The sequence below is a fragment of the Streptomyces sp. NPDC046727 genome, from assembly GCF_040645635.1.
Taxonomy (GTDB): domain Bacteria; phylum Actinomycetota; class Actinomycetes; order Streptomycetales; family Streptomycetaceae; genus Streptomyces.
In genome coordinates, this window is record NZ_JBEYYR010000048.1 from 49,495 (window position 1) to 72,376 (window position 22,882).

Consider the following 22,882-nt stretch of genomic DNA (forward strand, 5'->3'; position numbering starts at 1 on the left):
GGGGTACTCGGGGGCGCGGTGAGGCGGTCGTACGGAAGGAGCCGCACGTGGCTGCTGAGGACCGGCTGCGGACGTACCGCGGCAAGCGCGACTTCGAGCGGACCCGCGAGCCGTCGGGCGAGACGGCCCCCGGCGGGGGCGACGAGCCTCGTTTCGTGGTCCAGATCCACGATGCGCGCCGTATGCATTTCGACTTCCGGCTCCAGGTCGAGGACGTGCTGAAGTCCTGGTCGATCCCCAAGGGCCCGTCCAGCGATCCCGCGGACAAGCGGCTGGCGGTGCCGACCGAGGACCATCCGCTGGAGTACGAGGACTTCGAGGGCGTGATCCCGAAGGGCGAGTACGGTGGCGGCACCGTGATCGTGTGGGACCGCGGGACGTACGAGCCGCTCAGCCATGACCGCAGGGGGCGCCCGGTGGACTTCGGGGAGTCGCTGGAGCGCGGGCACGCCACCTTCCGGCTGCACGGCACCAAGCTGCACGGCGAGTACGCCCTCACCCGCTTCCGCAGCGGTGAGGACGAGGAGGAGGCCTGGCTGCTGGTGCGCAAGGGGCCGGCGCGGTCGGCCGGGCACGGCACGCCCGACCCTCGCCGGGCCCGCTCGGTGCGCACCGGACGCACCCTGGCCCAGGTCGCGGCGGCCGACGACGCGGAGTGAGGTGCCGGCTGTTCCCCGGGGCAGCCCGTGCGCATCGAGCGGCCGGTCGGCGCCGTTCAGCCCCGGTGGGCGCGCAGGGCGGCGAGGGCCCGGTCGGCGTGGCTGTTCATGCGCAGTTCGCTGCGGACGATCTCCAGGACGGTGCGGTCCTGGGCGATCACGAACGTGACGCGTTTGGTCGGGACGAGGGAGAAGCCGCGTCTGACACCGAACTGTTCGCGGACCGTGCCGTCGGGGTCGGACAGCAGCGGGATGCCGAGGCGGTGGCGGCCGGCGAACTCCTGCTGCTTGTCGACGTCGTCGCCGCTGATGCCGACGGGCCGGGCGCCGACGGCGGCGAACTCGGCGGCGAGGTCGCGGAAGTGGCAGGCCTCGGAGGTGCAGCCGGGGCTGAGGGCGGCGGGGTAGAAGAAGAGGACGACCGGGCCCTCGGTCAGCAGCTCGGTGAGCCGGCGGGTGGTACCGGTCTCGTCGGGCAGGGCGAAGTCCTCGGCCTTGTCCCCGACGGCGATGCGTTCGGTCACGACCGTCCCTCCCCGTTCCGGGCGACTCCGCGCGCCCACAGCACCAGGGGCAGCTGGAGGGGCAGCCGGGCCAGGGCAGCCGCCTTCAGCGGCGCCGGCCGGTCGCGCCAGTCGACGGCCATCTGGACGTTCGCCGGGAACACGCCGACGAAGAAGGCGGCTGCCGCCTTCGCGGCGAGCGGGCGCGTCCGGGGTGCCGCGATCCCGGCCGCCAGGGCCAGCTCGACGGCCCCGCTGCCGTACGTCCAGGCCCTGGGCGAGCCCGGCAGCCGGCGGGGGATGGTCGCGTCGAACTGGCGTGGCGAGGCGAAGTGGGCGACCCCGGCGGCGGCCAGCAGGCCGGCCAGCAGCAGGGGTGAGCGTTCGGACCGGGGCACGGTTCCTCCTCTGGTGTCCTGCCGCCGGATATTACTGGACGGTAGACACCCTGGGGGCCGTTCGCGCGTTCCGGTCCCCCCTTCTCCATCGCCGCGCCGAGGTCCGCCGGTTCGGCCGGCTGCTCGCCACCGGCGGTGAGCGCGGCCTTGGCACGCGTGCGGAGTCACCCGGTGCGATACAGCTCCGTGAGCAGTTCGAGCACCGCCTGGAGCGCCGGATGCGGGTCGTCGCGCCACCAGGCGAGCCGTACGGCGACGGGTTCGGCGTCGCGCACCGGCCGGTAGACGATGCCGGGCCTGCGGTACTGGTGCGCGGTGGACTCGGCGGTCACCCCGATGCCTCGCCCGGCGGCGATGACGGTCAGCCAGTCGTCGACGTCGTGCGTCTCCTCGGTGGCCGGCCGGACCTCCGGCGGCCAGAGGTCGGGGGTGGCCGTGCCGGTACGGCGGTCCACGAGCAGGACCCGGTCGGCGAGGTCGGCGAGCCGCACGGAGCGGCGCCGGGCGAACGGGTCGTCGGCGGCGAGCGCGCACAGCCGCCGTTCCAGCCCGACGATGGCGGTGTCGAAGCGCCGGTCGTCCGGCGGTCTGCGGACGACGGCGAGGTCGCAGGCGCCCTCGGCGAGCCCGGCGGAGGGCGAGTTGACGCGGACCAGATGCAGGTCGGTGTCGCCGTGGGCCGCGCTCCAGCGGCGCTGGAAGGCGACCGTGTGCCGGCCCAGCGCCGACCAGGCATAGCCGATACGCAGCCGGGTGTGCCCCGAGGTGGCCTCCCGGACCAGGTCGGACACGTCCGCGAGCACCCGCCGGGCCTGCGCCACCACGCGCATGCCGGTCGCGGTGGGGGTCACCTCGCGGGAGGTGCGCCTCAGGAGCCGTACGCCCAGGGCGCGTTCGAGGGAGGCGACGGCGCGCGACACGGCGGCCTGGGAGACGCCCAGGGCGATCGCCGCGTCCGTGAACGTGCCCTCGTCGACGATGGCAACGAGACAGCGCAACTGGCGCAGATCGATATCCTGCATACGCTCAGCGTATAGATCGAAACGCGGATGCATTTTGCGCAAGTAGCGGGGCGGCGCACGATCCCGATCATGCGATCAGCTCTCCAACACCCGGGAGCCGCCGGGTCCGTGACCGCGAGCGTGCCCGCGCACCAGTCGCCGTCCCCGCCCCGGCCCCGGCGGTCGGCCGGACTGGCCGTCCTGGCCGGCAGCGGGCTCTCCAACCAGACCGGCGCGGCCGTCGGCGCGCTGGCCTTCCCCGTCCTCGGTCCGCTCGGTGTGGTGGCGGTACGGCAGTACGTCGCCGCGCTCGTCCTGTGCGCCGTCGCCCGCCCCCGGCTGCGCCGCTTCACCTGGCGGCAGTGGTGGCCGGTGCTGCTGCTCGGCGGGGTGTTCGGCACGATGAACCTCAGCCTGTACAGCGCCGTGGACCGGATCGGCCTGGGCCTCGCCGTGACCCTGGAGTTCCTCGGGCCGCTCACCATCGCGCTCGCCGCGTCCCGGCGCCGGCTGGACGCGGGGTGCGCGGTGCTGGCCGGTGCCGGGGTCGTCGTCCTGATGCGGCCGAGCCCTTCCGCCGACTACACGGGGATGGCCCTGGGCCTGGCCGCCGCGTGCTGCTGGGCGTCGTACATCCTGCTCAACCGGGTCGTCGGGCGGCGCGTCCCCGGGGCACAGGGCGCGGCGGCGGCCTCGGCCGTGTCCGCCCTGGCCTTCCTGCCCGTCGGTGTCGCCGTCGCGCTCTCCCACCCGCCGACCGCCGGGGCCGTACTGTGCGCCGTGGCCGCCGGGGTCCTCTCCTCGGCCGTGCCGTACGTGGCCGACCTGCTGACCCTGCGCCATGTGCCGGCGCAGACGTTCGGCCTGTTCATGAGCGTCAACCCGGTCCTGGCGGCCGTGGTCGGCTGGGTGATCCTCGGCCAGGGGCTCGGCGCGGCGGAGTGGACGGGGATCGGCGCGGTGGTGGTGGCGAACACGCTGAGCCTCACTGCGGCACGGCATTGAGCGGCGCGTCGACCGGCCGGGCACCCCCCTCACGGCGGCCGGTACGGCGTTCCCTTCCCGGCCTGCCTTGCTCGTGCCAGGTGCCCGCGGCAACCTGGTCGTATGGGTGCTCAGGACGGCCCCACACTCATCAGCTCCGTGCAGCGGGCCTTCCGGTTGCTGGAGGCGGTGAGTGCGCACGAGAACGGCGCGCCGGCGAAACAGCTGGCGCGCGAGACGGGGCTGCCCCTGGCCACCGCCTACCACCTGCTGCGCACCCTGGTGCACGACGGATACGTGCGGAAGCTGGCCGACGGCGGCTTCGTCCTCGGCGACAAACTGAACACCCTGCAGGCGACGAGCCGCGCGCAGGCGCTGCTCAGCCGGGTGCGGCCGGCCCTGGCGGCGCTGCGGGACGACCTGTCCAGCGCCGCGTACCTCACGTTCTACGAGGACGGCGAGATCAGGGTGGCCGAGATCGTCGACAGCCCGCGTACGCCGCGAGTGGATCTCTGGGTCGGGTTCGAGGACGCCGGGCACGCCACCGCACTCGGCAAGTCCGTGCTGCGTGAGCTGGACGAGGAGGCCCGCCGGGACTATCTGTCCAGGCACCACCTCGCCGACCTCACGCCACGGACGATCACCAGCCTCCCGGAGCTGCTCCGCAGGCTCGACACGCCCCCCTTGGCGCCCGCCGTCACGGACCTGGAGGAGTACGCGCTCGGCACGGTGTGTGTCGCCGTGCCCGTGTACCGCGGGGACACGCCCGGCTCGCTCGGAGTCTCCCTGCCGGTGGACCGACGGGCCCAGCTCCAGGACATCCGGGCACGACTGCTCCCGATCGCGAGTCGTGTGACCAGGAGCCTCTCGCTCACTATCTGAAAATCCGCTCCTTGTGGCACCCCGTGCCCGACCCGTTTCCTTGACGAAACGGACATTCCGGGTGCGCAACCCCTACAGGTGAGGACTGCGGACGAAACATGAGCCAGGCCCGACACCATCGAGGCGACCACGCGCCGATGCGGCTGCCCAGGAACCGTGTGGCCGACGGCTGGGCATCGCTGCGCCGGCATGCCACCGGGCAGCTGACCTCGGGCACGCGCGTGCTGCCGGTGCTGGTCGTCGCCGTCGTCGTGCTCGTCGGCCTGGCCGGAGGGGCGGGGACGGTCTGGCTGCCGCTGCTGGCGGCGGCTCCCGCGCTGGCGGCCACCACCAACGCGCCGCGCGGTGTGCTCTGGGCCGGTCTGCTCGCCATGGCGACGGGCACGTTCCTGGGCCTCGGACACGGTGTGTCGGCCCGAGAGCTGGCGGCCGTCCTGTGCGCCCTGCTGGCCGTCACCGCGGCGAGCGGCCTGGCCGGCGCGTTGCGGGTCCGCCGGGAACGGGTCCTCGCGGCCGTCCGCTCCGTCGCCGAGGCCGCCCAGCACGCCCTGCTCCACCCCGTCCCGGAGACCGTCGGCCCGTTCCAGGTGGCCGTCCGCTACAGCGCCGCCGCGGCGGAGGCCCGGATCGGCGGGGACCTGTACGCCCTGGTGCCCACCCCGCACGGAGTCCGGCTGATCGTCGGCGACGTGCGCGGCAAGGGGCTGCCCGCGGTGGGGACCACCGCGCTCGTGCTCGGGGTGTTCCGCGAGGCCGCGTACGACGAGCCCGACCTGCTCGCGGTCGTCAGCAGGATCGAGCGGAGCCTGGCGCGCAATCTGGGCCCCGACGACTTCGTCACCGCCGTGGTCGTCGGACTGCCCCGGTCCGGGGAGCTGGAGGTCGTCAACTGCGGGCACGCGCCGCCGCTGGTGATCTCCGCGTCCGGGGACGTCGCCGCGGTGGAACCCGCCTATCCCACGCCGCCCCTCGGGCTGCGCTCCCTGCTGGACACCTCCCCCCGCCTCCAGCGCCTGCACTTCGGGGTGGGGGACCAGCTGCTGCTGTACACCGACGGGGTCACCGAGGCCCGCGATCAGTCGCGCGCGTTCTATCCGCTGGTCGACGGGCTGGCCCGGTGTGTCTCCGACGAGCCGGCGCGCACGCTCACCGCGCTCCACGACGAGCTGCTGGCGCACGTGGGCGGGCGGCTGCACGACGACGCGGCCCTGCTTCTGCTGCGGAAGCAGGGCGCGGACGAGCCGGTGCGGGTGCTGCCCCGGTCGGAGGCGGCGCTCTAGACCGCGACCAGTTCGGCCCACCGGGTCACGCCGTCGGCGTGCAGGCGTATGCCGTGTCGGGTCGCCAGGGCGTGGACGATCGTCTCGCCGCGGCCGTGCTCGTCCGGGTCGATCCCGGCGAGGGACTGTCCCGGAATCGCGGGTCCCTGGTCGGTGACCTCGACGCGCAGGGTGCGGTCGCCGTCGCCGCGCACCCAGGAGAGCCGCAGCTCGGCCGGGGGCCGGGCGTGAATGACGGCGTTGGTGGCCAGCTCCGACACCACGAGCAGCGCGTCGTCGACGATCTCCGGACACACGCTCCAGTCGGCGAGGACCGCGGCGACCCGCCGGCGTACGGCCGAGACGGCGCCGGGGACGGGCGGCACCGAACACATGTGTTCGCATGCCGCCCGAAGCAGCGTGTTGAGCTGTGCCGCCATGTTCTCTCCTGATGGTGTGTCCAGCCGGTCCGGCGCCGTATCCCGGCGCTCTTCCCGGGCTCCCATGCACCGTATGGACACAAATCGGGTGGGTCAATGAATGGCGGTCGGCATTACCGAACGCCGCGGTTCCCGTGCGTCCTCCGTCCGCGGGGCGAAGCGTCCGCGGCGGTAATAGGCTCGCTTCATGACCGGCCCGGTCCAGTCGATCGAAAGGGCGGCGGCGATTCTGCGTCTGCTCGCCGGTGGGCCTCGCCGACTCGGGCTCGGCGAGGTGGCGGCTTCGCTGGGGCTGGCGAAGGGTACCGCCCACGGCATTCTGCGCACGCTCCAGCACGTGGACTTCGTGGAGCAGGACGCGGCGACCGGGAAGTACCAGCTCGGAGCCGCGCTGCTGCATCTCGGCACCAGCTACCTGGACGTCAACGAGCTGCGCTCGCGCTCCCTGAACTGGGCCGACGCCCTGGCCGCCCGCAGCGGGGAGGCGGTACGCCTGGGGACGCCCCTGGAGGGCAGCGTCCTGATCGTCCACCATGTGTTCCGGCCCGACGACACCTTCCAGACGCTGGACGTGGGCGCGCTGCTGCCGCTGCACGCCTCCTCTCTGGGCAAGGTGCTGCTGGCCTACGGCACCGCGACCGTCGAGCCGGCCCAGAAGCCGCTGGAGGCGTACACCCGGCACACCCTGGTCGACCCGGAGCGGCTCGCCCGGGCGCTCACCGAGGTCAGGGAGGTCGGCTGGGCCGCCGAGATCCAGGAGATGAGCATGGGCGAGGCCGGGATCGCGGCGCCGATCCGGGGGCACGGCGGTCTCGTCGTGGGCGCCATCGGGCTGTCCGGTCCGGTCGAGCGGCTCTGCGACAGCCAGGGCCACCCCCGCCCGAGCCTGGTCACCCTGATCCGTGAGGCCGCGCGGGCGATCTCCAGAGATCTGGGAGCCGCCCGCTGGTAGGCCAGGACAGCCGCCCCTCGATCCGTCGGAAGGCAGACCCGATCATGGCTGAACGGTACGTAATGTCCATCGATCAGGGCACCAACTCGACCCGATGCATCCTGTTCGACCACCGCGGGCGGCTGGTCTCGGTCTCGCAGAAGGAACATCAGCAGCATTTCCCCCGGCCCGGCTGGGTCGAGCACGACGCCGTCGAGATCTGGCAGAACCTGCGGCGGATCGTGCCGGAGGCGCTGTCCGCCGCCGATGTCGGCCAGGGGCAGGTCGCCGCCATCGGCCTGGCCAACCAGCGGGAGACGACGGTTCTCTGGGACCGGCGGACCGGCGCTCCGCTGGGCCGGGCGATCGTCTGGCAGGACACCCGTACGGCACCGCTCGTCGAGGACCTCCGGCACAGCCCCGGAGAGGAGTTCTTCCTGGACCGGTGCGCCCTGCCGCCCTCGACCTACTTCTCGGCGCTGCGGATCCGGTGGCTGTTCGACCAGGTCAAGGGTGTCGAGCAGCGCGCCAAGGACGGCGAGGTGCTGTTCGGGACGATGGAGAGCTGGCTGATCTGGAATCTCACCGGCGGCGCCGGCAGCGGCCTGCACATCACCGACGCCACCAACGCCAGCCGCACGATGCTGATGAACATTCGCACGCTCACCTGGGACGACGAGCTTCTGACCTTCTTCGGGGTGCCCCGCTCGATGCTGCCCGAGATCAGGTCGTCCGCCGAGCCGTACGGCGAGGCCCGCGCGCTCCTGCCGGGTGTCTCCATCACGGCCGCGCTCGGCGACCAGCAGGCCGCCCTCTTCGGCCAGACCTGCTTCGCCCCGGGCGAGGCCAAGTGCACCTACGGAACGGGCAGCTTCCTGCTGCTCAACACCGGGGGCGACCTCGTACGGTCCCGGCACGGACTCCTCACGACCGTCGCGTACAAGATAGGGGACCAGCGGCCGGCCTACGCCCTGGAGGGGTCGATCGCCATCGCCGGCGCGCTCGTCCAGTGGTTCCGGGACCGCCTGGGCCTGATCAGCAGCGCCCCGGAGATCGAGACGCTCGCGCGGACGGTCCAGGACAACGGCGGCTGCTACATCGTCCCCGCCTTCTCCGGGCTGTTCGCGCCCCGCTGGCGCAGCGACGCGCGCGGCGTCGTCGTCGGCCTCACCTCGTACATCACCAAGGGGCACCTGGCGCGTGCCGTGCTGGAGGCCACGGGATGGCAGACCCGGGAGGTCGTCGACGCCATGAACGCCGACTCCTCGGTCTCCCTGCAGCAGCTGAAGGTGGACGGGGGCATGACCTCGAACAATCTGCTCATGCAGTTCGTGGCCGACGTGCTCGGCGTGCCCGTGGTGCGGCCCATGGTCGCCGAGACGGTCTCGCTGGGCGCCGCCTACGCGGCCGGGCTCGCCGCCGGCTACTGGTCCGACCTGGAGGTGCTGCGCCGCAACTGGCACAAGGCCGCCCAGTGGCTGCCCGACATGGACCCCGCGCTGCGGGAGTCGGAGTACGACAACTGGCAGCGGGCCGTCGAGCGGTCGCTGGGGTGGGTCAGACCGCCGCGGTCACCCTGACCCCGGCCGGGCGGCGCTCGGCCGTTCGGGTGACGGGGGATCGATTCGGCGGCCGACCGGCCTCCCGGGGCGGCGTGCACCTCGGAAGAGTGATCTCCGCACGTCATCGCTCCTGGTGAAGGGACAGCTCTGCCATGCGTCTCCGTCATGCCGCGGTCGCCGCCTTCGGCGCACTCGCCCTGGTCCTGACCGTTCCCGCCTCCGCCTCGGCCGCGGAGGGGCAGTTCACGTACGTCTACACCGGCCTGGACGGCGCCCCGCGGACCGGCGTGCTGGACGCCCCGGAGAGCGGGGTGTGCCACACCCTCCCGGAGGTCGCGGACCCCGGCTCCAGTTCGCCCGCCCACTCGCCGCGCAACCGGACCAACGCGTTCACGACGGTCTTCACCGAGCCGGACTGCACCGGCGACTCGTTCACGCTGCGCCCGTTCACCGGGTACGGCAGCGAGCGCCTGAAGCTCCGGTCGGTCACCTTCACCTGACCGCTCCCGCTCCGGCCGGCTCACCCATGTTCTTCCGGACTCCTCGGGAGCGCGCTCCTGTGGTCGCGGCAGCGCGACCCCTGTCGTAGCGCATCCCGAGGAGCCGCATGCATTCAGCGGGTGCCGCCGGCCTGGGCCAGCCACAGGCCCACGATCGCGTCCGCGAGCCCCGTGGCGACCTCGCTCCAGGAGGCGCGCGGGGTCGGGGTGCCCGCGGCCAGGGCCCGCTCCCGTTCGGCGCAGGTGTGCAGGATCAGTACCCGGACCATCTGGCCGCGCTCGGCGCGGACCTCGGGCGGCAGCTCCGGGAGGGTGCGGTTCAGACCCTCGATCGCCTCGCGCAGCGCCGGCGAGGTCAGGGACTCCTCGACCATGATCTCGTGCAGCGCCGGATCGGTCATCACCTGGGCGCAGAACCGGGCGTACCAGGTGGGGCTGCCGAGTCCGGCCAGGTGCTCGGTGACCGGGCGGACCAGGCAGTCGACCCAGTCGCGGACGTCCGTGGAGCCCTCTGCCGCCGCGAGGGCCCGTTCCCTGAGCGCCTCGATGGGCCCGGCGTGCCGCCGGGCGACCGCGCGCACCAGGTCGGCCTTGGTGCCGAAGTGGTAGCCGACCGCGGCGTTGTTGCCCTGCCCCGCGGCCTCGCTGACCTGGCGGTTGGAGACGGCGTACACGCCGTGCTCGGCGAACAGCCGTTCCGCCGCGGTCAGGATCGCCTCCCGCGTCGCGCTCACCTGCTCGGCCCGCGCCGTACTGCGCGCCATGCTCACCACCGCTCCGGGACTGCGCACCGCCCTGGTCCGGCCGGTCCCGCGCTCCGTACCAGGTCCTCGACCGGGGCGGCGAGGTCCAGCGAGTGCAGCCTACGGGGCCGATCGGGCCCACGGGGACCGGCCCCGCGCACGCCGCAGCCCATCGCTAGAGTAAGTCAAGCAGTTGACTTAAATTGCGGTCGGTCGTCCCGTCCGGCGCTCCTCTCCCGCTCCTCGGAAGGTTCCCTCTCATGTCCGACGCCCCCGCCCGGCCCGCCGAGGCCGACAGCTCCGCTCCGGCCCGGCCGGGTGCCGTGGTCGCGGTACTGGCCCTGGCCGGCATCACCGTGTCGCTGATGCAGACCCTGGTGATCCCGATCGTTCCGGAGCTGCCCGGCTATCTGCACGCCTCGGCGTCCGACGCGGCCTGGGCGGTCACGGCCACGCTGCTGGCCGCCGCCGTCGCCACCCCGGTGGCCGGCCGGCTCGGCGACATGTTCGGCAAGCGGCGCCTGCTGCTGGTCAGCCTGGTGCTGCTGGTGGCCGGCTCGGTGGTGTGCGCGCTCAGCGACACCCTGGTCCCGATGATCGCCGGCCGCGCCCTGCAGGGTCTCGCCGCCGCCGTGGTGCCGCTGGGCATCAGCGTCATGCGCGACGAGCTGCCGCCGGAGAAGCTGGCCGGGTCCACCGCGCTGATGAGCGCCTCGCTGGGCGTCGGCGGTGCCCTCGGACTGCCCGCCGCGGCCTTCATCGCCGACCACTTCGACTGGCACGTGCTGTTCTGGACCTCCGCGAGCCTCGGCGTCGTCGCGTTCCTGTGCGTGCTGGGCCTGGTGCCGGAGTCGAGCGTGCGCACCGGTGGGCGCTTCGACCTGGCCGGCGCGCTCGGCATGGCGGTCGGGCTGGTCTCGCTGCTGCTGGCCGTCTCCAAGGGCGCCGACTGGGGCTGGGGCAGCGGCACCACCCTGGGCCTGTTCGCCCTCGCCGTCGTCGTCCTGCCGGCCTGGGGCCTCTTCGAGCTGCGTACGGCGCAGCCGCTGGTCGACCTGCGGACCACGGCCCGCCGCCAGGTGCTGTTCACCAACCTGGCCTCCATCGCGTTCGGCTTCTCGATGTTCGCGATGTCCCTGGTGCTGCCGCAGCTGCTCCAGCTGCCCACGCAGACCGGCTACGGCCTCGGCAGGTCCATGCTCACCGTGGGCCTGGTGATGGCCCCGCAGGGTCTGGTGATGATGGCCATGGCCCCGGTCTCCGCGATGATCACCAAGTCCCGGGGGCCGAAGGTCACGCTGATGACCGGCGCGATCATCGTCGCCGCCGGGTACGGACTCAACATCGTGCTGATGAGCGAGGTCTGGCAGCTGGTACTGGTCTCCTGTGTCGTCGGCGCGGGTGTCGGCTTCGCCTACGGCGCCATGCCGGCCCTGATCATGGGTGCGGTGCCGCCGTCCGAGACGGCCGCCGCCAACAGCCTCAACACGCTGATGCGGTCCATCGGCACCTCGGCGGCCAGCGCGGTCGCGGGGGTGATCCTGGCCCAGATGACGATCAGCCTCGGCGGCCGCGCGCTGCCGTCCGAGAGCGGCTTCAAGGTCGTCATGGCGATCGGCGCGGGCGCGGCGGCCCTCGCCTTCGTCCTCGCCGCCTTCCTCCCCCGCCACCGCCCCGACGGCACGGCCCCGGCGACGGCGGCCACCGAGCCGTCGGCCGAACAGGTCGCCTGAGCGGGCGCCCGGCACCCGCGCCGGCCACCCCGGTCCCGGCGCGTGCGACGTCGGTGCCGGGGGACGGGGCCCGTTCAGGGGAACCCGCGCGGAAAGGCGCGTGAGGGTGCCGGGCCCGGTCGAGACCTTCTGCCGTGACCGCCGTGACCCTGCCACTCATCCCGCCGATGCTCGCCACCCCGGGCACCCTCCCGCCGGCCGCCCAGGACACGCGGTGGGCGTACGAGACCAAGCAGGACGGGCAGCGGGTGATGGTCTATCTGCCCGGCGACGGCACGGTGCTGCTGCGCGCACGCTCGGGCGAGGACATCACGGCGGCCTACCCCGAGCTGCGACCGCTCGGCGCGGCCCTGGGCGCCGCCCCCGCCGTGCTGGACGGCGAGGTGCTGGCCCTGGACGAGCGGGGCCGGGCCGACTTCCAGCTGCTGCAGAGCCGGATGGGTCTCGCGCACGCCCCCGCGCGGGCGGCGCGCCGGGCCGCCCAAATGCCGGTGCACCTGGTGCTGTTCGACGTGCCGTACCTGGACGAGTCCCTGGTACGGCAGCCCTACGTACGACGGCGGGCGCGGCTGGAGGGGCTGGGGCTCGCCGGGCCGTACTGGTCGACACCGGCCGCCGTGACCGGGCACGGCGCCGAGGCGCTGCGCGCCACCCGGGAGCACGGCCTGGAGGGCCTGGTGTGCAAGCGGCTGGACTCGGTGTACGAGCCCGGGGTGCGCTCCCGCGCCTGGATCAAGATCCGGAACATGCGGGCCGAGGACGTGGTCGTCGGCGGCTGGCTGCCCGGCAAGGGACGGCTGAGCGGGCTGCCCGGCGCGGTGCTGGTCGGCCAGCGCGACGCGGACGAACGGCTGCGGTACGTCGGCGGGGTGGGCACCGGCTGGAGCGAGGCCGAGCGCACCCAGCTGGCGGGACTGCTGCGGGAGGCGGCGAGCGACCGGTGCCCCTTCGACCCCGTGCCGCGCGTGCCGGGCGCCCGCTGGGTGCTGCCCCTGCTGGTGGGCGAGGTCAGCTACAGCACCCGGACCCGGAACGGCATGCTGCGCCAGCCGTCCTGGCTGCGCCTGCGCCCGGACCTCACCCCGGAGGAGTCGGCGGCGGACCTGCCGGAAGACCTCGCGTAGGCAGCGGAGTCGGCCTTCGATCCGCCCATCGTCCGGAGCGGCGGCAGGTGTTCGGCCGCGCTTCACTCCTGCGACGCATGTGACCCCTTGGCAGCGTGGTGCGCTCACGGGATGCTGAACTCCCCTGCGCCCCACCGCTGTTGGAGGAAATCCGTGCCCTCGTTCGCTCACCGTGCCCGGCGCGGCAGATGGTTCGCCGTGCCGGCCGCCGCCGCCCTCGTCGTCGCCTTCCCCGCCGCCGCCTTCGCCGCCCCGCCCCTGGCCCTGCCGAAGAACGCCGAGGCCGCCGAACTGACGTACCAGCCGGCCTTCGACTACGACACGGACGGCTGCTACCCGACCCCGGCCATCGGCCCCGACGGCACGGTCAACGGGGGCCTGAACCCGACCGGCGCCCTCAACGGCAACTGCCACGACGCCTCCGACCTCGACAACACCAACAGCTACTCACGCGCCAAGTGCAACAACGGCTGGTGCGCCTACCTCTACGGCCTGTACTTCGAGAAGGACCAGGCGCTGGCCGGCAGCAGCATCGGCGGGCACCGGCACGACTGGGAGCACGTGGCGGTGTGGGTGCAGGACGGGCAGGTCCGGTACGTGTCGACGTCGAACCACGGCTCGTTCACCGTGCACCCGGCCTCCGAGGTCCGCTTCGAGGGCACGCATGCCAAGGTCGTCTACCACAAGGACGGCATCAGCACGCACTGCTTCCGGCTCGCGGGCGCGAACGACGAGCCGCCGGAGAACCACAAGCACACCTGGCAGTACCCGCCCCTGGTCGGCTGGAACGGCTATCCGGCGGGCCTGCGCGAGAAGTTGAGCGCCTACGACTTCGGGAGCGCGCACTTCGGCCTGAAGGACGACAGCTTCGCCTCCCACCTGGCGTCGGCGAAGCCGTCCGGGATCGCGTTCGACCCCAACGCGTGAGCCGCCCTCCCACATGTCCGTGAGCGCGGGGCATCCGAGGGTCTATCGTGTCCCCCATGTCTGCGCCGGAACTGATCCGTATCGTCTCCCGCGACTCGCCCATGGCCCTGGCCCAGGTCGAGCGGGTCCGCGCCGAGTTGGCCGTACTGCACCCGGGCGTACGGACCGAGGTCGTCCCGGTGAAGACGACCGGTGACAAGTGGATGGGCGATCTGTCCCAGGTGGAGGGCAAGGGCGCGTTCACCAAGGAGGTGGACGCCGCCCTGCTGGCCGGGGAGGCCGATCTCGCGGTGCACTGCGTCAAGGACGTGCCCGCCGACCGGCCGCTGCCGGCCGGGACGGTGTTCGCCGCGTTCCTGAAGCGGGACGACATCCGGGACGCGCTGGTGCACCCGGGCGGGCTCACCCTGGACGAGCTGCCGGACGGGGCCCGGATCGGCACCTCCTCGGTGCGCCGGATCGCCCAACTGGCCACCACCCACCCGCATCTGGAGTGTGTGCCGTTCCGCGGCAACGCCAACCGACGGCTGGAGAAGCTGGCCGCCGGAGAGGCGGACGCGCTGCTCCTCGCGGTGTCCGGCCTGGAGCGCATCGGCCGGACCGACGTGATCAGCGAGGTGCTGTCCCCGGAGACGATGATGCCGCCGATCGGCGCGGGCATCCTCGCCCTGCAGTGCCGGGAGGACGACACCACGCTGATCGACGCGGTCAGCGGGCTCGGCGACCCCGCCACGCACCGGGAGGCGACGGCCGAGCGGATGTTCCTGCACGTGCTCCAGGGGCACTGCAACAGTCCCATCGCCGGGTACGCGCGCGTGGACCGCGGCGGGGAACTCTCCCTGCGGGCCTGTGTCTTCACCCCGGACGGCAAGACCCGGCTGAACGCCCACGAGTGGGCGGGCCGGCTCGATCCGGCCACACTCGGCACCTCGGTGGCGGTGGCGCTGCTCCGGCAGGGCGCGCGGGAGATCATCGACGGCATCCCGCACTGAGCCCGCCACGGCACGGTCAGGCGGAACCGGGCTCCGTCTGGTCCCTCAGGAAGACGCTGACCTGGTGGGCCAGACTGCCCTGACCGGCGCCCGCGGGGGTGGCCGCCGCGGCCGACTCCAGGACGCCGATACCGCCCGTCCACAGCCGGCGCTCGGCCCACTCCTCGTCCACCCGCAGCTGCACCTGCACGTCCACGTGGGTGAGGGCGGCCTCGGGCGCGGCGGCGTAGAGCACAGCGGTGGCCCGGCGCAGCGGGTAGACGTCGAAGCCCTCGATGAACTGGGAATTGCGCCAGTCGATGAAAGCGCCCTCGCCGTCCGGGCCGACGCGGACGTCGATCTGACCGTCCTCCAGGTGGATGCCGTAGTTCCGGGCGCCACGGTTCTCGACTGTCACCCGGAGACTGAAGTACGTCAGCCCGGCGGCGGCGTCGTCCCGACCGCGCGGCGGCTCGGCCGCCTCCAGTCGGTGGACGCGGACCCGCAGACCGGCATGCTCCTCGTACTCCTGCCAGTCTCCGACCACGTTCGGCTCGTACACAGTGCCCCTCTCGACCTTCGAGAGCTGCTGTCTATCTGTGAGCTCAGCACACTGTCAAATGAGCAGAATGCGCTGTGGCCAGGGGATTCGCCCGCTTTGATCGCTGATCAAGCGCTGCCCAGGAAGAATCCGCCGACAGCCCGTTCCGGCCGGACAGGGGTGCGTGCCGCACATCACGTCCGCGACAAGATCAACGGGCCGGCCGAAGGATGGTGACGCACCGGATCGCGGTGCACTCACCGACCCCGTTCGGCCCGAGCAGCCCGAACACCTCCTTTCGCGCACAGCAAGATCAAGCCGATCGGGCGCGGCCAGGGCGGCCGAGGCGGTCCCGTAGGGGGCAGCGGCGGGGCGAAGGCACCCGCAGGGCCGGGAGCGACTGCAGCGACCTCGACGAAGGCCGCGGGCGCCTCCGCGGAGGCACCGACAGAGGCGTCGGCGGGGTCGAGCACAGCCGGGCGGCCCCCGAGGGGCAGCGGCCAGATCTGTGACGACCAGTACCGCCTCGGCGGAGGCACCGGCGGGGCCGACGGCAGCCGCGCGGCCCCCGAGGTGGGGCAGCGGGGGCCAGCATCGACGGAGGCACCCGCAGGGTCGGAGCGACTGCAACGACCTCGACGGAGGCCGCAGGCGCCTCCGCAGAGGCACCGGCAGAGGCGTCGGCGGGGTCGAGCACAGCCGGGCGGCCCTCGTGGGGCAGCGGCCAGATCCGTGGCGACCGGGGCTGCCTCGGCGGAGGCTACGGCAGGCCCCGAAGCAGCAGCGGCGGAGGCAGCAGCGGCGACCGCAGTGGCCTCGGCGAAGGCGCCGGCGGGGTCGAGGGCAGCCGGGGCGGCCCCCGAGGGGGCAGCAGCCGGGTCGGTGGCACCCCGGGCAGCCTCGGGGGCGGAAGCGACCGGGGGCAGCCCAGGCGGAGGCACCGGCCGGGTCCGTGGTGACCGGAGCGCCCTCGGCGGCGAGGCCGGCGGAGCCGTCGGTGGCAGCCCGGGCGCCGGCGGCTCCGGGGATGTCCGGAGAGCCGTCTGCGGCAGGAGGGTGCGTGGAGCTGCCGTCATTGGCAGGAGTGTGCGGAGAGCCCGGTGGCGGGATGTCCCGGGCGTCGGCGGTGGCGGGTGTCCCTCGTCCGTACGGGGTGTCGCGCGTCATGGCTGCTCGGCCTCCCCAGTGGCGGCCTCCTCGTGCAGCGTGACGGCCAGGCTCGGCAGGGCCGTGCACAGCGCCTCCCGGTCGGGCCTGCCGAGCCGGGCGACCAGTTCGGCCCGGCGGCGCTGCCCGACGGCTGCGGTCGGCCGCAGGCGGGCGGCACGCCGGTCGGCCGGGGCGGTCTCGCGGACCAGATGGCCGTCCCGGACGAGCCGGCCGCGTCCGAGATGCCGACGCCGGGCCGGGACTCGACCAGTCGCAGCAGTTCCACGCAGCTCGTCCCCAGACGGCGCCGGATCAGTCGGCGCGGCTTTTGTTCGGTATTCCCGTATTTGTTTTGATGTGTCCATCGGTGGGAAAATGACTCACAGTGCTTCGGACAGGAGGCACGTCCGTGGGGGCCGGCTCTCGCCGGACGCCCCGGTGTCCCTTTCTCGGTCCGAGCGCGCCTCCACGGTGTCTGTCCAGCCGGCACCTGCCGAAAGGGGTGCGCGCGATGCCTGTCACTGGCAGCACGAAGCCCCATCCTCACGACGACGCCCCGGATACGGCCGAGTCCTTCGAGCGGCTCGCGGCGCTGGCCGACGGCCCCGAGCGCCAGGCTCTCCGAGATGAACTGGTCCGGTTGTGGCTGCCCATGGCCGAGCGGATCGCCGTACGGTTCCGCGGCCGTGGCGAGGCCCTGGAGGACCTGTACCAAGTGGCCGCGCTGGGCCTGGTCAAGGCCGTCGACCACTACGACCCGGCCCGCGGGCGCGCCTTCGAGGCGTACGCGGTGCCCACCATCACCGGGGAGATCAAGCGCCACTTCCGGGACCACATGTGGACCCTGCACGTACCGCGCCGGGTGCAGGATCTGCGCAACCGGATCCGCGCCGCCACGAAGGAGCTGGCGCAGACCACGTCGGGCCGGGCGCCCACCGTCGCCGAGATCGTCGCGTACACGCGGCTCACCGAGGACGAGGTGCGCACCGGCATGGAGGCGCTGGAGTGCTTCTCCGCCCTGTCCCTGGACGCCGAGGTGGCCGGCACGGACGGCTACGCGCTCGGCGATTCCCTGGGCGGACCCGACCCGGGGTACGACCTCGTCGTGGACCGGGCCGCGGTCAAGCCGTGTCTGGCGGCGCTGCCCGAGCGCGAACGCACCATCCTGTATCTGCGGTTCTTCCGCGGTATGACACAGAGCCGGATCGCCGAGCAGCTCGGCATCTCGCAGATGCACGTCTCGCGGCTGCTCAGCGGCTGCTTCGACCGGCTGCGCGAGGAACTGCTCACGGAGGCCCGCTGCCCCTGATGCCCTACTTCTCCTCGGCCCCCGGCACCTGCGTGGGGCCGTAGCGGTCCAGGGCGTCCTCCAGCGCCGCGCGGATCTCCGCCGGGATGTCGCCGCGCCGGCCCCAGATCAGGATCAGCTCCGCTATGTTGCGCAGCTTGATGTTGGTGTGCTGGGAGACCTCCTTCAGCACCTGCCATCCCTCGTCCGGGGTGACCCGGCCGAGCGCCACCATCATTCCGATCGCCTGGTCCACGACCGCGTGCGAGGTCACCGCCGCCTTCAGCTGGTCGACCTCCGCCTGCAGCGCGGCCACCCGATCCGGCTCGCTCTCTACCACCCCTCCATCCTGCCAGCGGCCTGGCCCCCCGCCACCTGGGGTACTCGACAGGCACTCCACCCCCTGCCGGTTGGACACTGGTGCCAGACCGGTGGCCGCCCGGCCCCGAGAGCAGGACGCGACTGCCATGAACCACGACACCCCCGCCGGCGCCTCCCCGCGCAGCAAGAACGTCATGTCCACCCACTCCGTCTTCGGTGCGCCGTGCTGGGTGAGCCTGACCAGCCGGGATCTCCAGGCCACCCAGGACTTCTACTCCGCCGTCCTGGGCTGGCGCTGGCGCGGCGCCAAACTGGGCGAGCACTTCCGGATCGCCCTCGCGGGCGGGGTCCCGGTGGCCGGGATCGCCGCCATCGCCTCCATGTGGCAGATGGCGGTGGCCTGGACGCCGTACTTCGCGGTGCCAGACGCGGACGTGGCGGTGTCCCGGGCCCGGGAGCGCGGCGGTACGGCGGCGGTCGGGCCGCTCTCGTTCCCGCCGGGCCGCGCGGCGCTGCTCGCCGACCGGGACGGGGCCACGTTCGGGATCTGGCAGGGTGAACTGGTCGGCAACTGGGAGGCGTGGCGGCAGGCGGCACCGACCTTCGTGCGGCTGCACACCAGGGACGCCTTCGACTCCGCGATCTTCTACGGCGAGATCCTGGACTGGGCGACCGGACAGCCGGGGTGCTGCGAGGTCGAGTACGAGGGCGCCGAGGTGGTGCTGCGCAGCCGGGGTGACGTGGTGGCGCGCATCGACTCGGGCGCGGTGGAGGCGGCCCCGGACCCCTCGGTGCGTCCGCACTGGCAGGTCCACTTCGCGGTGACCGACGTGCCCGGCTGCGCCCGCGCGGCGGAGAAGCACGGCGGCAGCGTGCTGCGGGAGGACGAGACCGAGGCGATCCTGCGCGACGCGGACGGCGCGCAGTTCACCGTGACGTCGCACCGGAGCCGGTGACAGGGCGGCCCCCGGGCCCCTGGGGCGTCGCGCGCGACGGACGTGACAGCAGGACCAGGCTGCGGGCCTCCAAGGGCACTCTCGTGCCGGCCTTGCGTTCGCGTTCGTCCGGGATGCCGTCGGGCTCGGCGGTGTCGATCAGGGTGGCCCAGCGCTCGCCGAAGGAGCCGTCGGGCAGGCGGAAGCCGACCGGCTCCCAGTAGCCGTTGACGAGCAGCAGGAAGGAGTCGTCGACCATGCGGCGGCCGTGGGGGTCGCGTTCGGCAATGGCGTCGCCGTTGAGGAACACGGCGACCGAGTGCGCGTCGTCGCGGTGCCAGTCCCGGTCGGTCATCTCGCGGGCGTCGGGCCGCAGCCACATCAGGTCGGGCAGCGGCTGCCTGGCGTTGGTCGCGGTCTCGCCTCGGAAGAAGCGGCGCCGCCGCAGCACCGGGTGCGCGGCGCGCAGCGCGATCAGGCGCCGGGTGAAGTCGGTGAGGCCGCGCTGCTCGTCGGTGAGGTCCCAGTCCACCCAGGAGAGGGCGTTGTCCTGGCAGTAGGCGTTGTTGTTGCCGCGCTGGGTGCGGCCGAGTTCGTCGCCGTGGCAGAGCATCGGGATGCCCTGCGAGAGGAGCAGCGTGGCCAGCAGGTTGCGCTGCTGGCGGGCGCGGAGTTCGAGGACGGCGGGGTCGCGGGTCTCGCCCTCCGCCCCGCAGTTCCAGGACCGGTTGTGGCTCTCGCCGTCCCGGTTCCCCTCGCCGTTCGCCTCGTTGTGCTTGTCGTTGTACGACACGAGGTCGCGGAGCGTGAAACCGTCGTGCGCGGTGACGAAGTTGACGCTCGCGCGCGGCCGGCGCCGGCTGTGCTGGTAGAGGTCGGAGGAGCCGGTGAGCCGGGAGGCGAACTCGCCGAGCGAGCCGGGCTCGGCCCGCCAGAAGTCCCGTACGGCGTCCCGGTACTTGCCGTTCCACTCCGACCACAGGGGCGGGAAGTTGCCCACCTGGTAGCCGCCCTCCCCCACGTCCCAGGGCTCGGCGATCAGCTTGACCCGGCTGATCACCGGGTCCTGCTGGATCAGGTCGAAGAACGCGGAGAGCCGGTCCACCTCGTGGAACTGCCGGGCCAGCGTGGCGGCGAGGTCGAAGCGGAAGCCGTCGACGTGCATCTCGGTGACCCAGTACCGCAGCGAGTCCATGATCAGCTGGAGCACGTACGGGTGCCGCATCAGCAGGCTGTTGCCGGTGCCGGTGGTGTCGTAGTAGTGCGCCCAGTCGCCGTCCACGAGGCGGTAGTAGGAGGCGTTGTCGATGCCGCGGAAGGAGAGGGTGGGGCCCAGTTCGTTGCCCTCGGCGGTGTGGTTGTAGACCACGTCGAGGATGACTTCGAGGCCGGCCGCGTGCAGCGCCTTCACCATGGCCTTGAACTCGTTGACCTGCTGGCCGCGGGTGCCGAAGGCGGCGTAGGCGTTGTGCGGGGCGAAGAAGCCGATGGTGTTGTAGCCCCAGTAGTTGGACAGGCCGCGGTCCTGGAGCACGCCGTCCTGCACGAACTGGTGCACCGGCATCAGCTCCACCGCGGTCACGCCGAGCGAGGTGAGGTGCTCGGTCACGGCGGGGTGCGCGAGGCCGGCGTAGGTGCCGCGCAGCCGCGCGGGGACGTCCGGGTGGCGGCAGGTGAGACCGCGCACATGGGCCTCGTAGATCACCGATTCCGCGTACGGCGTCCTGGGCGGACGGTCGTCGCCCCAGTCGAAGAACGGGTCGGTGACCACGCCCAGCATGGAGTGGCCGGCGCTGTCGGCCGGGGCGGGGCCGTCCGGGTCGCGCTCGTACAGGGAGGCGTGGTTGTCGATCTGGCCGTCCACGGCGCGGGCGTACGGGTCGAGCAGCAGCTTCGCCGGATTGCAGCGGTGGCCGAGCGCCGGCTGCCAGGGGCCGCGCACCCGGTAGCCGTAGCGCTGGCCGGGGCCGATGCCCGGCAGGTAGGCGTGCCAGACGAAGCCGTCGACCTCGTGCAGCCGGACCGGGGTCTCGGTGCCGGCGTCGTCGACGAGGATCAGCTCGACGCGCTGGGCGACCTCGCTGAACAGGGCGAAGTTGGTGCCCTGTCCGTCGGACGCGGCGCCCAACGGGTAGGGCTGCCCGCTCCAGACGGGCAGCCCTTTGCGGGATGTGCGGGCGGTCACCGGCTGCCCTCCAGGGCGTCGTCACCTGCGGGTGCCGGCCCGGCCAGCACGGCCACGGGCTCCGCGCGCGGCACCTTCAGGCCCGTCCGCAGGGTGGGGGCGGGGGCGACGGGGACCAGCGGGACGCGCTCGCCGGCGCGGGCACGCTGGGAGAACCAGATGATCTTGCTGCCGGTGTCCGAGGCGCAGCAGCCCCAGCCGTCGCTCATCGCGGCGATGTCCGCCAGGCAGGACCGCAGGTCCAGGTCCGGGCGCAGATCGGGGTCGTCGTCGCCGAAGGCCGTGATGAGGTGCTGGCCGTTCCACCACATCTCGATCGAGGTGCGCTTGTCCGTCACGTGCGCGTCGATCGCCCGGAGCAGCAGTTCGGCGCCGTGGCAGACGGGGTCGACGAGGTTGTCGAGGTCCCAGTAGCGGAGGTGGGCGGCCAGGATGCGGCTGACCTGTCCCACGCGTTCCGGGCTGACTTCCACATCCAGGTGGTAGTAGCAGGGCACTGCGGTCTTCATCGTCGCTTGCTCCTCACCGGCGAAGCTGTCGCTCCTCTGGTCCGTCCGGGAGGGACCCCGGACACATAGCGTGAGTGCTGATCGCTTCTGAGTCACCTCCACGGTGCGTCCGCTACGCCATTCGTGCAACACGAGGGGGCGACACCCACCGTGGTTGAAGCTCCAACAAGACGCTGCGTCGTCGCGCGTGCACCATAAGTGAAAGCCTCGATCGCCGTAACGGTGCCGTGCCTCCCCGCGCGCGGACACCACCCGACCGTCGGGAACGCGCCCAGTCGAGAGCGTGGAGGGTGAAGAGGGCCATGCTGCTACCCGCTAAGGGCGAAGTGGCCCGGCAGTTGCGGCGTTACCGGGCGTGGGAGCGGATCATGCTCGCCAAGCCGCACGACCGCGCGGTCCGGGCCACCTTCGAGGACTCGGGGTACACCCTGTGCGTGCTGATGGGCAAACGTTGCGCCCGCGAGGCCGCGGACGCAGCCGAGCGCTATCTCCGCACGAACCTGGTCACCTACCTGCGCGAGCAGGACGGACGGCCACAGCCGCGTCGGGCGGCCAGAAGATCGCCGCCACCGGAGCGGCGTTCCACGGCGCCAAGGCCCTGACCTGGCACCGTACAAGGCGTTCCTCTCGGGACCGGTTCACGCCGGCCCGACTTTCGGATCGCGAAGCCGGGCCGCGTGCCCGGCTTCGCGCACGGCGGAGGTGAGATGCATGCGCAGGACCCCGGCCATCGGCCGTGTACCGGTACGCGACGTCCGGCCGGCCGTGGAATGCGGCAGGCGCCCGGCGAAAGCGGTGGCCGGGGAGACCTTCGAGGTCACGGCCACCGTGTTCCGCGAAGGGCACGATGCCGTGGGCGCGAACGTGGTCCTGCGCGATCCGAAGGGCCGCCGCGGCCCCTGGACTCCGATGCGGGAACTCTCCCCGGGCAGCGACCGCTGGGGCGCGGAGATCACCCCGGACACGACGGGCCGCTGGACCTTCCGGGTGGAGGCGTGGAGCCATCCGCTGGCGACCTGGCGGCACACCGCGTCCGTGAAGGTGCCGGCCGGGATCGACACCGGCCTGGTCCTGGAAGCGGGCGCCGAGTTGTACGAGCGGGCCGCCGCCGGAGTGCCCAAGGGCCCCGAGCGCGCCCTGGTCCTGGCCGCCGCGCGGGCCCTCGGCGACGACTCCCTGTCGGTCCACGACCGTCTGGGGGCCGCACTGTCACCGGAGGTGGAGGCCGTGCTCGCCCGCCATCCGCTGCGGGAGCTGGTGACGGCCTCGGACCCGATGCCCCTGCTGGTGGAACGCGAACGCGCCCTGTACGGCTCCTGGTACGAGTTCTTCCCCCG

Annotated in this window: 24 protein-coding genes and 2 pseudogenes; 15 read left to right on the forward strand and 11 right to left on the reverse strand. The window is 73.0% G+C overall.

Annotation, left to right across the window (positions count from 1 at the left end):
* Nucleotides 1-47: 47 nt before the first annotated feature.
* Nucleotides 48-659: a DNA polymerase ligase N-terminal domain-containing protein gene (locus ABZ937_RS38205; RefSeq protein ID WP_361699163.1), complete on the forward strand. Its 612-nt coding sequence runs from the start codon at nt 48-50 to the stop codon at nt 657-659.
* Nucleotides 660-715: 56 nt separating this feature from the next.
* Here the strand turns inward: ABZ937_RS38205 and ABZ937_RS38210 are convergent, their stop codons facing one another.
* From ABZ937_RS38210 to ABZ937_RS38220, 3 genes are all read right to left on the reverse strand, one after another.
* Complete coding sequence (locus ABZ937_RS38210) at nt 716-1,183, reverse strand: peroxiredoxin (protein WP_361699165.1); 468 nt, start codon at nt 1,181-1,183, stop codon at nt 716-718.
* Complete coding sequence (locus ABZ937_RS38215; RefSeq protein WP_361699167.1) at nt 1,180-1,560, reverse strand: DoxX family protein; 381 nt, start codon at nt 1,558-1,560, stop codon at nt 1,180-1,182. Before ABZ937_RS38215 ends, ABZ937_RS38210 begins: the two co-directional genes overlap by 4 nt.
* A 164-nt stretch (nt 1,561-1,724) precedes the next feature.
* Nucleotides 1,725-2,582: a LysR family transcriptional regulator gene (locus tag ABZ937_RS38220; protein ID WP_361699169.1), complete on the reverse strand. Its 858-nt coding sequence runs from the start codon at nt 2,580-2,582 to the stop codon at nt 1,725-1,727.
* 69 nt (nt 2,583-2,651) lie between these two features.
* On the opposite strand from ABZ937_RS38220, the gene ABZ937_RS38225 reads away from it, so the two are divergent.
* The 3 genes from ABZ937_RS38225 to ABZ937_RS38235 all read left to right on the forward strand — a co-directional run bounded on the left by ABZ937_RS38225 (nt 2,652) and on the right by ABZ937_RS38235 (nt 5,707).
* Nucleotides 2,652-3,566 carry an EamA family transporter gene (locus ABZ937_RS38225; protein ID WP_361699171.1) on the forward strand — a complete coding sequence of 305 codons (915 nt, stop codon included), beginning with the start codon at nt 2,652-2,654 and terminating at the stop codon, nt 3,564-3,566.
* Between the two features lie 102 nt (nt 3,567-3,668).
* The gene (locus ABZ937_RS38230; RefSeq protein ID WP_361699173.1) at nt 3,669-4,427 is read left to right on the forward strand and encodes an IclR family transcriptional regulator C-terminal domain-containing protein; all 759 of its coding nucleotides are present in this window, start codon (nt 3,669-3,671) and stop codon (nt 4,425-4,427) included.
* A 98-nt stretch (nt 4,428-4,525) separates the two neighbouring features.
* The gene (locus ABZ937_RS38235) at nt 4,526-5,707 is read left to right on the forward strand and encodes a PP2C family protein-serine/threonine phosphatase (RefSeq protein ID WP_361699175.1); all 1,182 of its coding nucleotides are present in this window, start codon (nt 4,526-4,528) and stop codon (nt 5,705-5,707) included.
* Here ABZ937_RS38235 and ABZ937_RS38240 read toward each other — a convergent pair.
* Nucleotides 5,704-6,126, reverse strand: coding sequence for an ATP-binding protein (locus ABZ937_RS38240; RefSeq protein ID WP_361699177.1), 423 nt, complete (start codon nt 6,124-6,126; stop codon nt 5,704-5,706). The two genes, ABZ937_RS38235 and ABZ937_RS38240, sit on opposite strands and share 4 nt — an antisense overlap.
* A 187-nt stretch (nt 6,127-6,313) precedes the next feature.
* On the opposite strand from ABZ937_RS38240, the gene ABZ937_RS38245 reads away from it, so the two are divergent.
* From ABZ937_RS38245 to ABZ937_RS38255, 3 genes are all read left to right on the forward strand, one after another.
* A complete protein-coding gene (locus tag ABZ937_RS38245; RefSeq protein ID WP_361699179.1) occupies nt 6,314-7,078 on the forward strand; it encodes an IclR family transcriptional regulator in 765 nt (254 codons plus the stop codon).
* A 44-nt stretch (nt 7,079-7,122) separates the two neighbouring features.
* Nucleotides 7,123-8,637 (forward strand): glycerol kinase GlpK, encoded by a 1,515-nt coding sequence (gene glpK, locus ABZ937_RS38250; RefSeq protein WP_361699181.1) that lies wholly within the window; start codon nt 7,123-7,125, stop codon nt 8,635-8,637.
* 134 nt (nt 8,638-8,771) lie between these two features.
* The gene (locus ABZ937_RS38255; RefSeq protein WP_361699183.1) at nt 8,772-9,119 is read left to right on the forward strand and encodes a hypothetical protein; all 348 of its coding nucleotides are present in this window, start codon (nt 8,772-8,774) and stop codon (nt 9,117-9,119) included.
* A 113-nt stretch (nt 9,120-9,232) separates the two neighbouring features.
* Here ABZ937_RS38255 and ABZ937_RS38260 read toward each other — a convergent pair whose 3' ends face one another.
* Nucleotides 9,233-9,883, reverse strand: a complete 651-nt coding sequence (locus ABZ937_RS38260) for a TetR family transcriptional regulator (RefSeq protein ID WP_361699185.1) — start codon at nt 9,881-9,883, stop codon at nt 9,233-9,235.
* A gap of 239 nt (nt 9,884-10,122) precedes the next feature.
* Between ABZ937_RS38260 and ABZ937_RS38265 the strand changes: the two genes are divergently transcribed.
* From ABZ937_RS38265 to hemC, 4 genes are all read left to right on the forward strand, one after another.
* Complete coding sequence (locus ABZ937_RS38265; protein ID WP_361699187.1) at nt 10,123-11,595, forward strand: MFS transporter; 1,473 nt, start codon at nt 10,123-10,125, stop codon at nt 11,593-11,595.
* Nucleotides 11,596-11,738: 143 nt separating this feature from the next.
* A complete protein-coding gene (locus ABZ937_RS38270) occupies nt 11,739-12,719 on the forward strand; it encodes an ATP-dependent DNA ligase (RefSeq protein ID WP_361699189.1) in 981 nt (326 codons plus the stop codon).
* Nucleotides 12,720-12,830: 111 nt separating this feature from the next.
* The gene (locus ABZ937_RS38275; protein WP_361699191.1) at nt 12,831-13,646 is read left to right on the forward strand and encodes an NPP1 family protein; all 816 of its coding nucleotides are present in this window, start codon (nt 12,831-12,833) and stop codon (nt 13,644-13,646) included.
* A gap of 56 nt (nt 13,647-13,702) precedes the next feature.
* A complete protein-coding gene (gene hemC / locus ABZ937_RS38280; protein ID WP_361699193.1) occupies nt 13,703-14,638 on the forward strand; it encodes a hydroxymethylbilane synthase in 936 nt (311 codons plus the stop codon).
* A gap of 16 nt (nt 14,639-14,654) precedes the next feature.
* Here hemC and ABZ937_RS38285 read toward each other — a convergent pair whose 3' ends face one another.
* The 3 genes and pseudogenes from ABZ937_RS38285 to ABZ937_RS38295 form a co-directional block, all read right to left on the reverse strand.
* A complete protein-coding gene (locus ABZ937_RS38285) occupies nt 14,655-15,179 on the reverse strand; it encodes a hypothetical protein (RefSeq protein WP_361699195.1) in 525 nt (174 codons plus the stop codon).
* Nucleotides 15,180-15,378: 199 nt separating this feature from the next.
* A pseudogene (locus ABZ937_RS38290) lies at nt 15,379-15,494 on the reverse strand (ABC transporter ATP-binding protein); the annotation flags it as partial.
* Nucleotides 15,495-16,321: 827 nt separating this feature from the next.
* Nucleotides 16,322-16,593: pseudogene (locus tag ABZ937_RS38295) on the reverse strand (MarR family transcriptional regulator); the annotation flags it as partial.
* Nucleotides 16,594-16,818: 225 nt separating this feature from the next.
* Here ABZ937_RS38295 and ABZ937_RS38300 point away from each other — a divergent pair.
* Nucleotides 16,819-17,616: an RNA polymerase sigma factor SigF gene (locus ABZ937_RS38300; protein ID WP_361699197.1), complete on the forward strand. Its 798-nt coding sequence runs from the start codon at nt 16,819-16,821 to the stop codon at nt 17,614-17,616.
* 4 nt (nt 17,617-17,620) lie between these two features.
* Here ABZ937_RS38300 and ABZ937_RS38305 read toward each other — a convergent pair whose 3' ends face one another.
* Nucleotides 17,621-17,935, reverse strand: a complete 315-nt coding sequence (locus tag ABZ937_RS38305; protein ID WP_361699199.1) for an ANTAR domain-containing protein — start codon at nt 17,933-17,935, stop codon at nt 17,621-17,623.
* A 127-nt stretch (nt 17,936-18,062) separates the two neighbouring features.
* Between ABZ937_RS38305 and ABZ937_RS38310 the strand changes: the two genes are divergently transcribed.
* Nucleotides 18,063-18,872, forward strand: coding sequence for a VOC family protein (locus ABZ937_RS38310; protein ID WP_361699201.1), 810 nt, complete (start codon nt 18,063-18,065; stop codon nt 18,870-18,872).
* Here the strand turns inward: ABZ937_RS38310 and glgX are convergent.
* The gene (glgX, locus tag ABZ937_RS38315; RefSeq protein WP_361699203.1) at nt 18,844-21,036 is read right to left on the reverse strand and encodes a glycogen debranching protein GlgX; all 2,193 of its coding nucleotides are present in this window, start codon (nt 21,034-21,036) and stop codon (nt 18,844-18,846) included. The genes ABZ937_RS38310 and glgX overlap by 29 nt on opposite strands.
* A complete protein-coding gene (locus tag ABZ937_RS38320; RefSeq protein WP_361699205.1) occupies nt 21,033-21,545 on the reverse strand; it encodes a pep a2 in 513 nt (170 codons plus the stop codon). The genes glgX and ABZ937_RS38320 overlap by 4 nt, the downstream gene beginning before the upstream one ends.
* A gap of 302 nt (nt 21,546-21,847) precedes the next feature.
* Between ABZ937_RS38320 and ABZ937_RS38325 the strand changes: the two genes are divergently transcribed.
* Together ABZ937_RS38325 and ABZ937_RS38330 are read left to right on the forward strand one after the other, a co-directional pair.
* Nucleotides 21,848-22,147, forward strand: coding sequence for a DUF5133 domain-containing protein (locus tag ABZ937_RS38325; protein WP_361699207.1), 300 nt, complete (start codon nt 21,848-21,850; stop codon nt 22,145-22,147).
* Nucleotides 22,148-22,256: 109 nt separating this feature from the next.
* On the forward strand, nt 22,257-22,882 hold a 626-nt coding region (locus ABZ937_RS38330; protein WP_361699209.1), incomplete at its 3' end, for a maltotransferase domain-containing protein.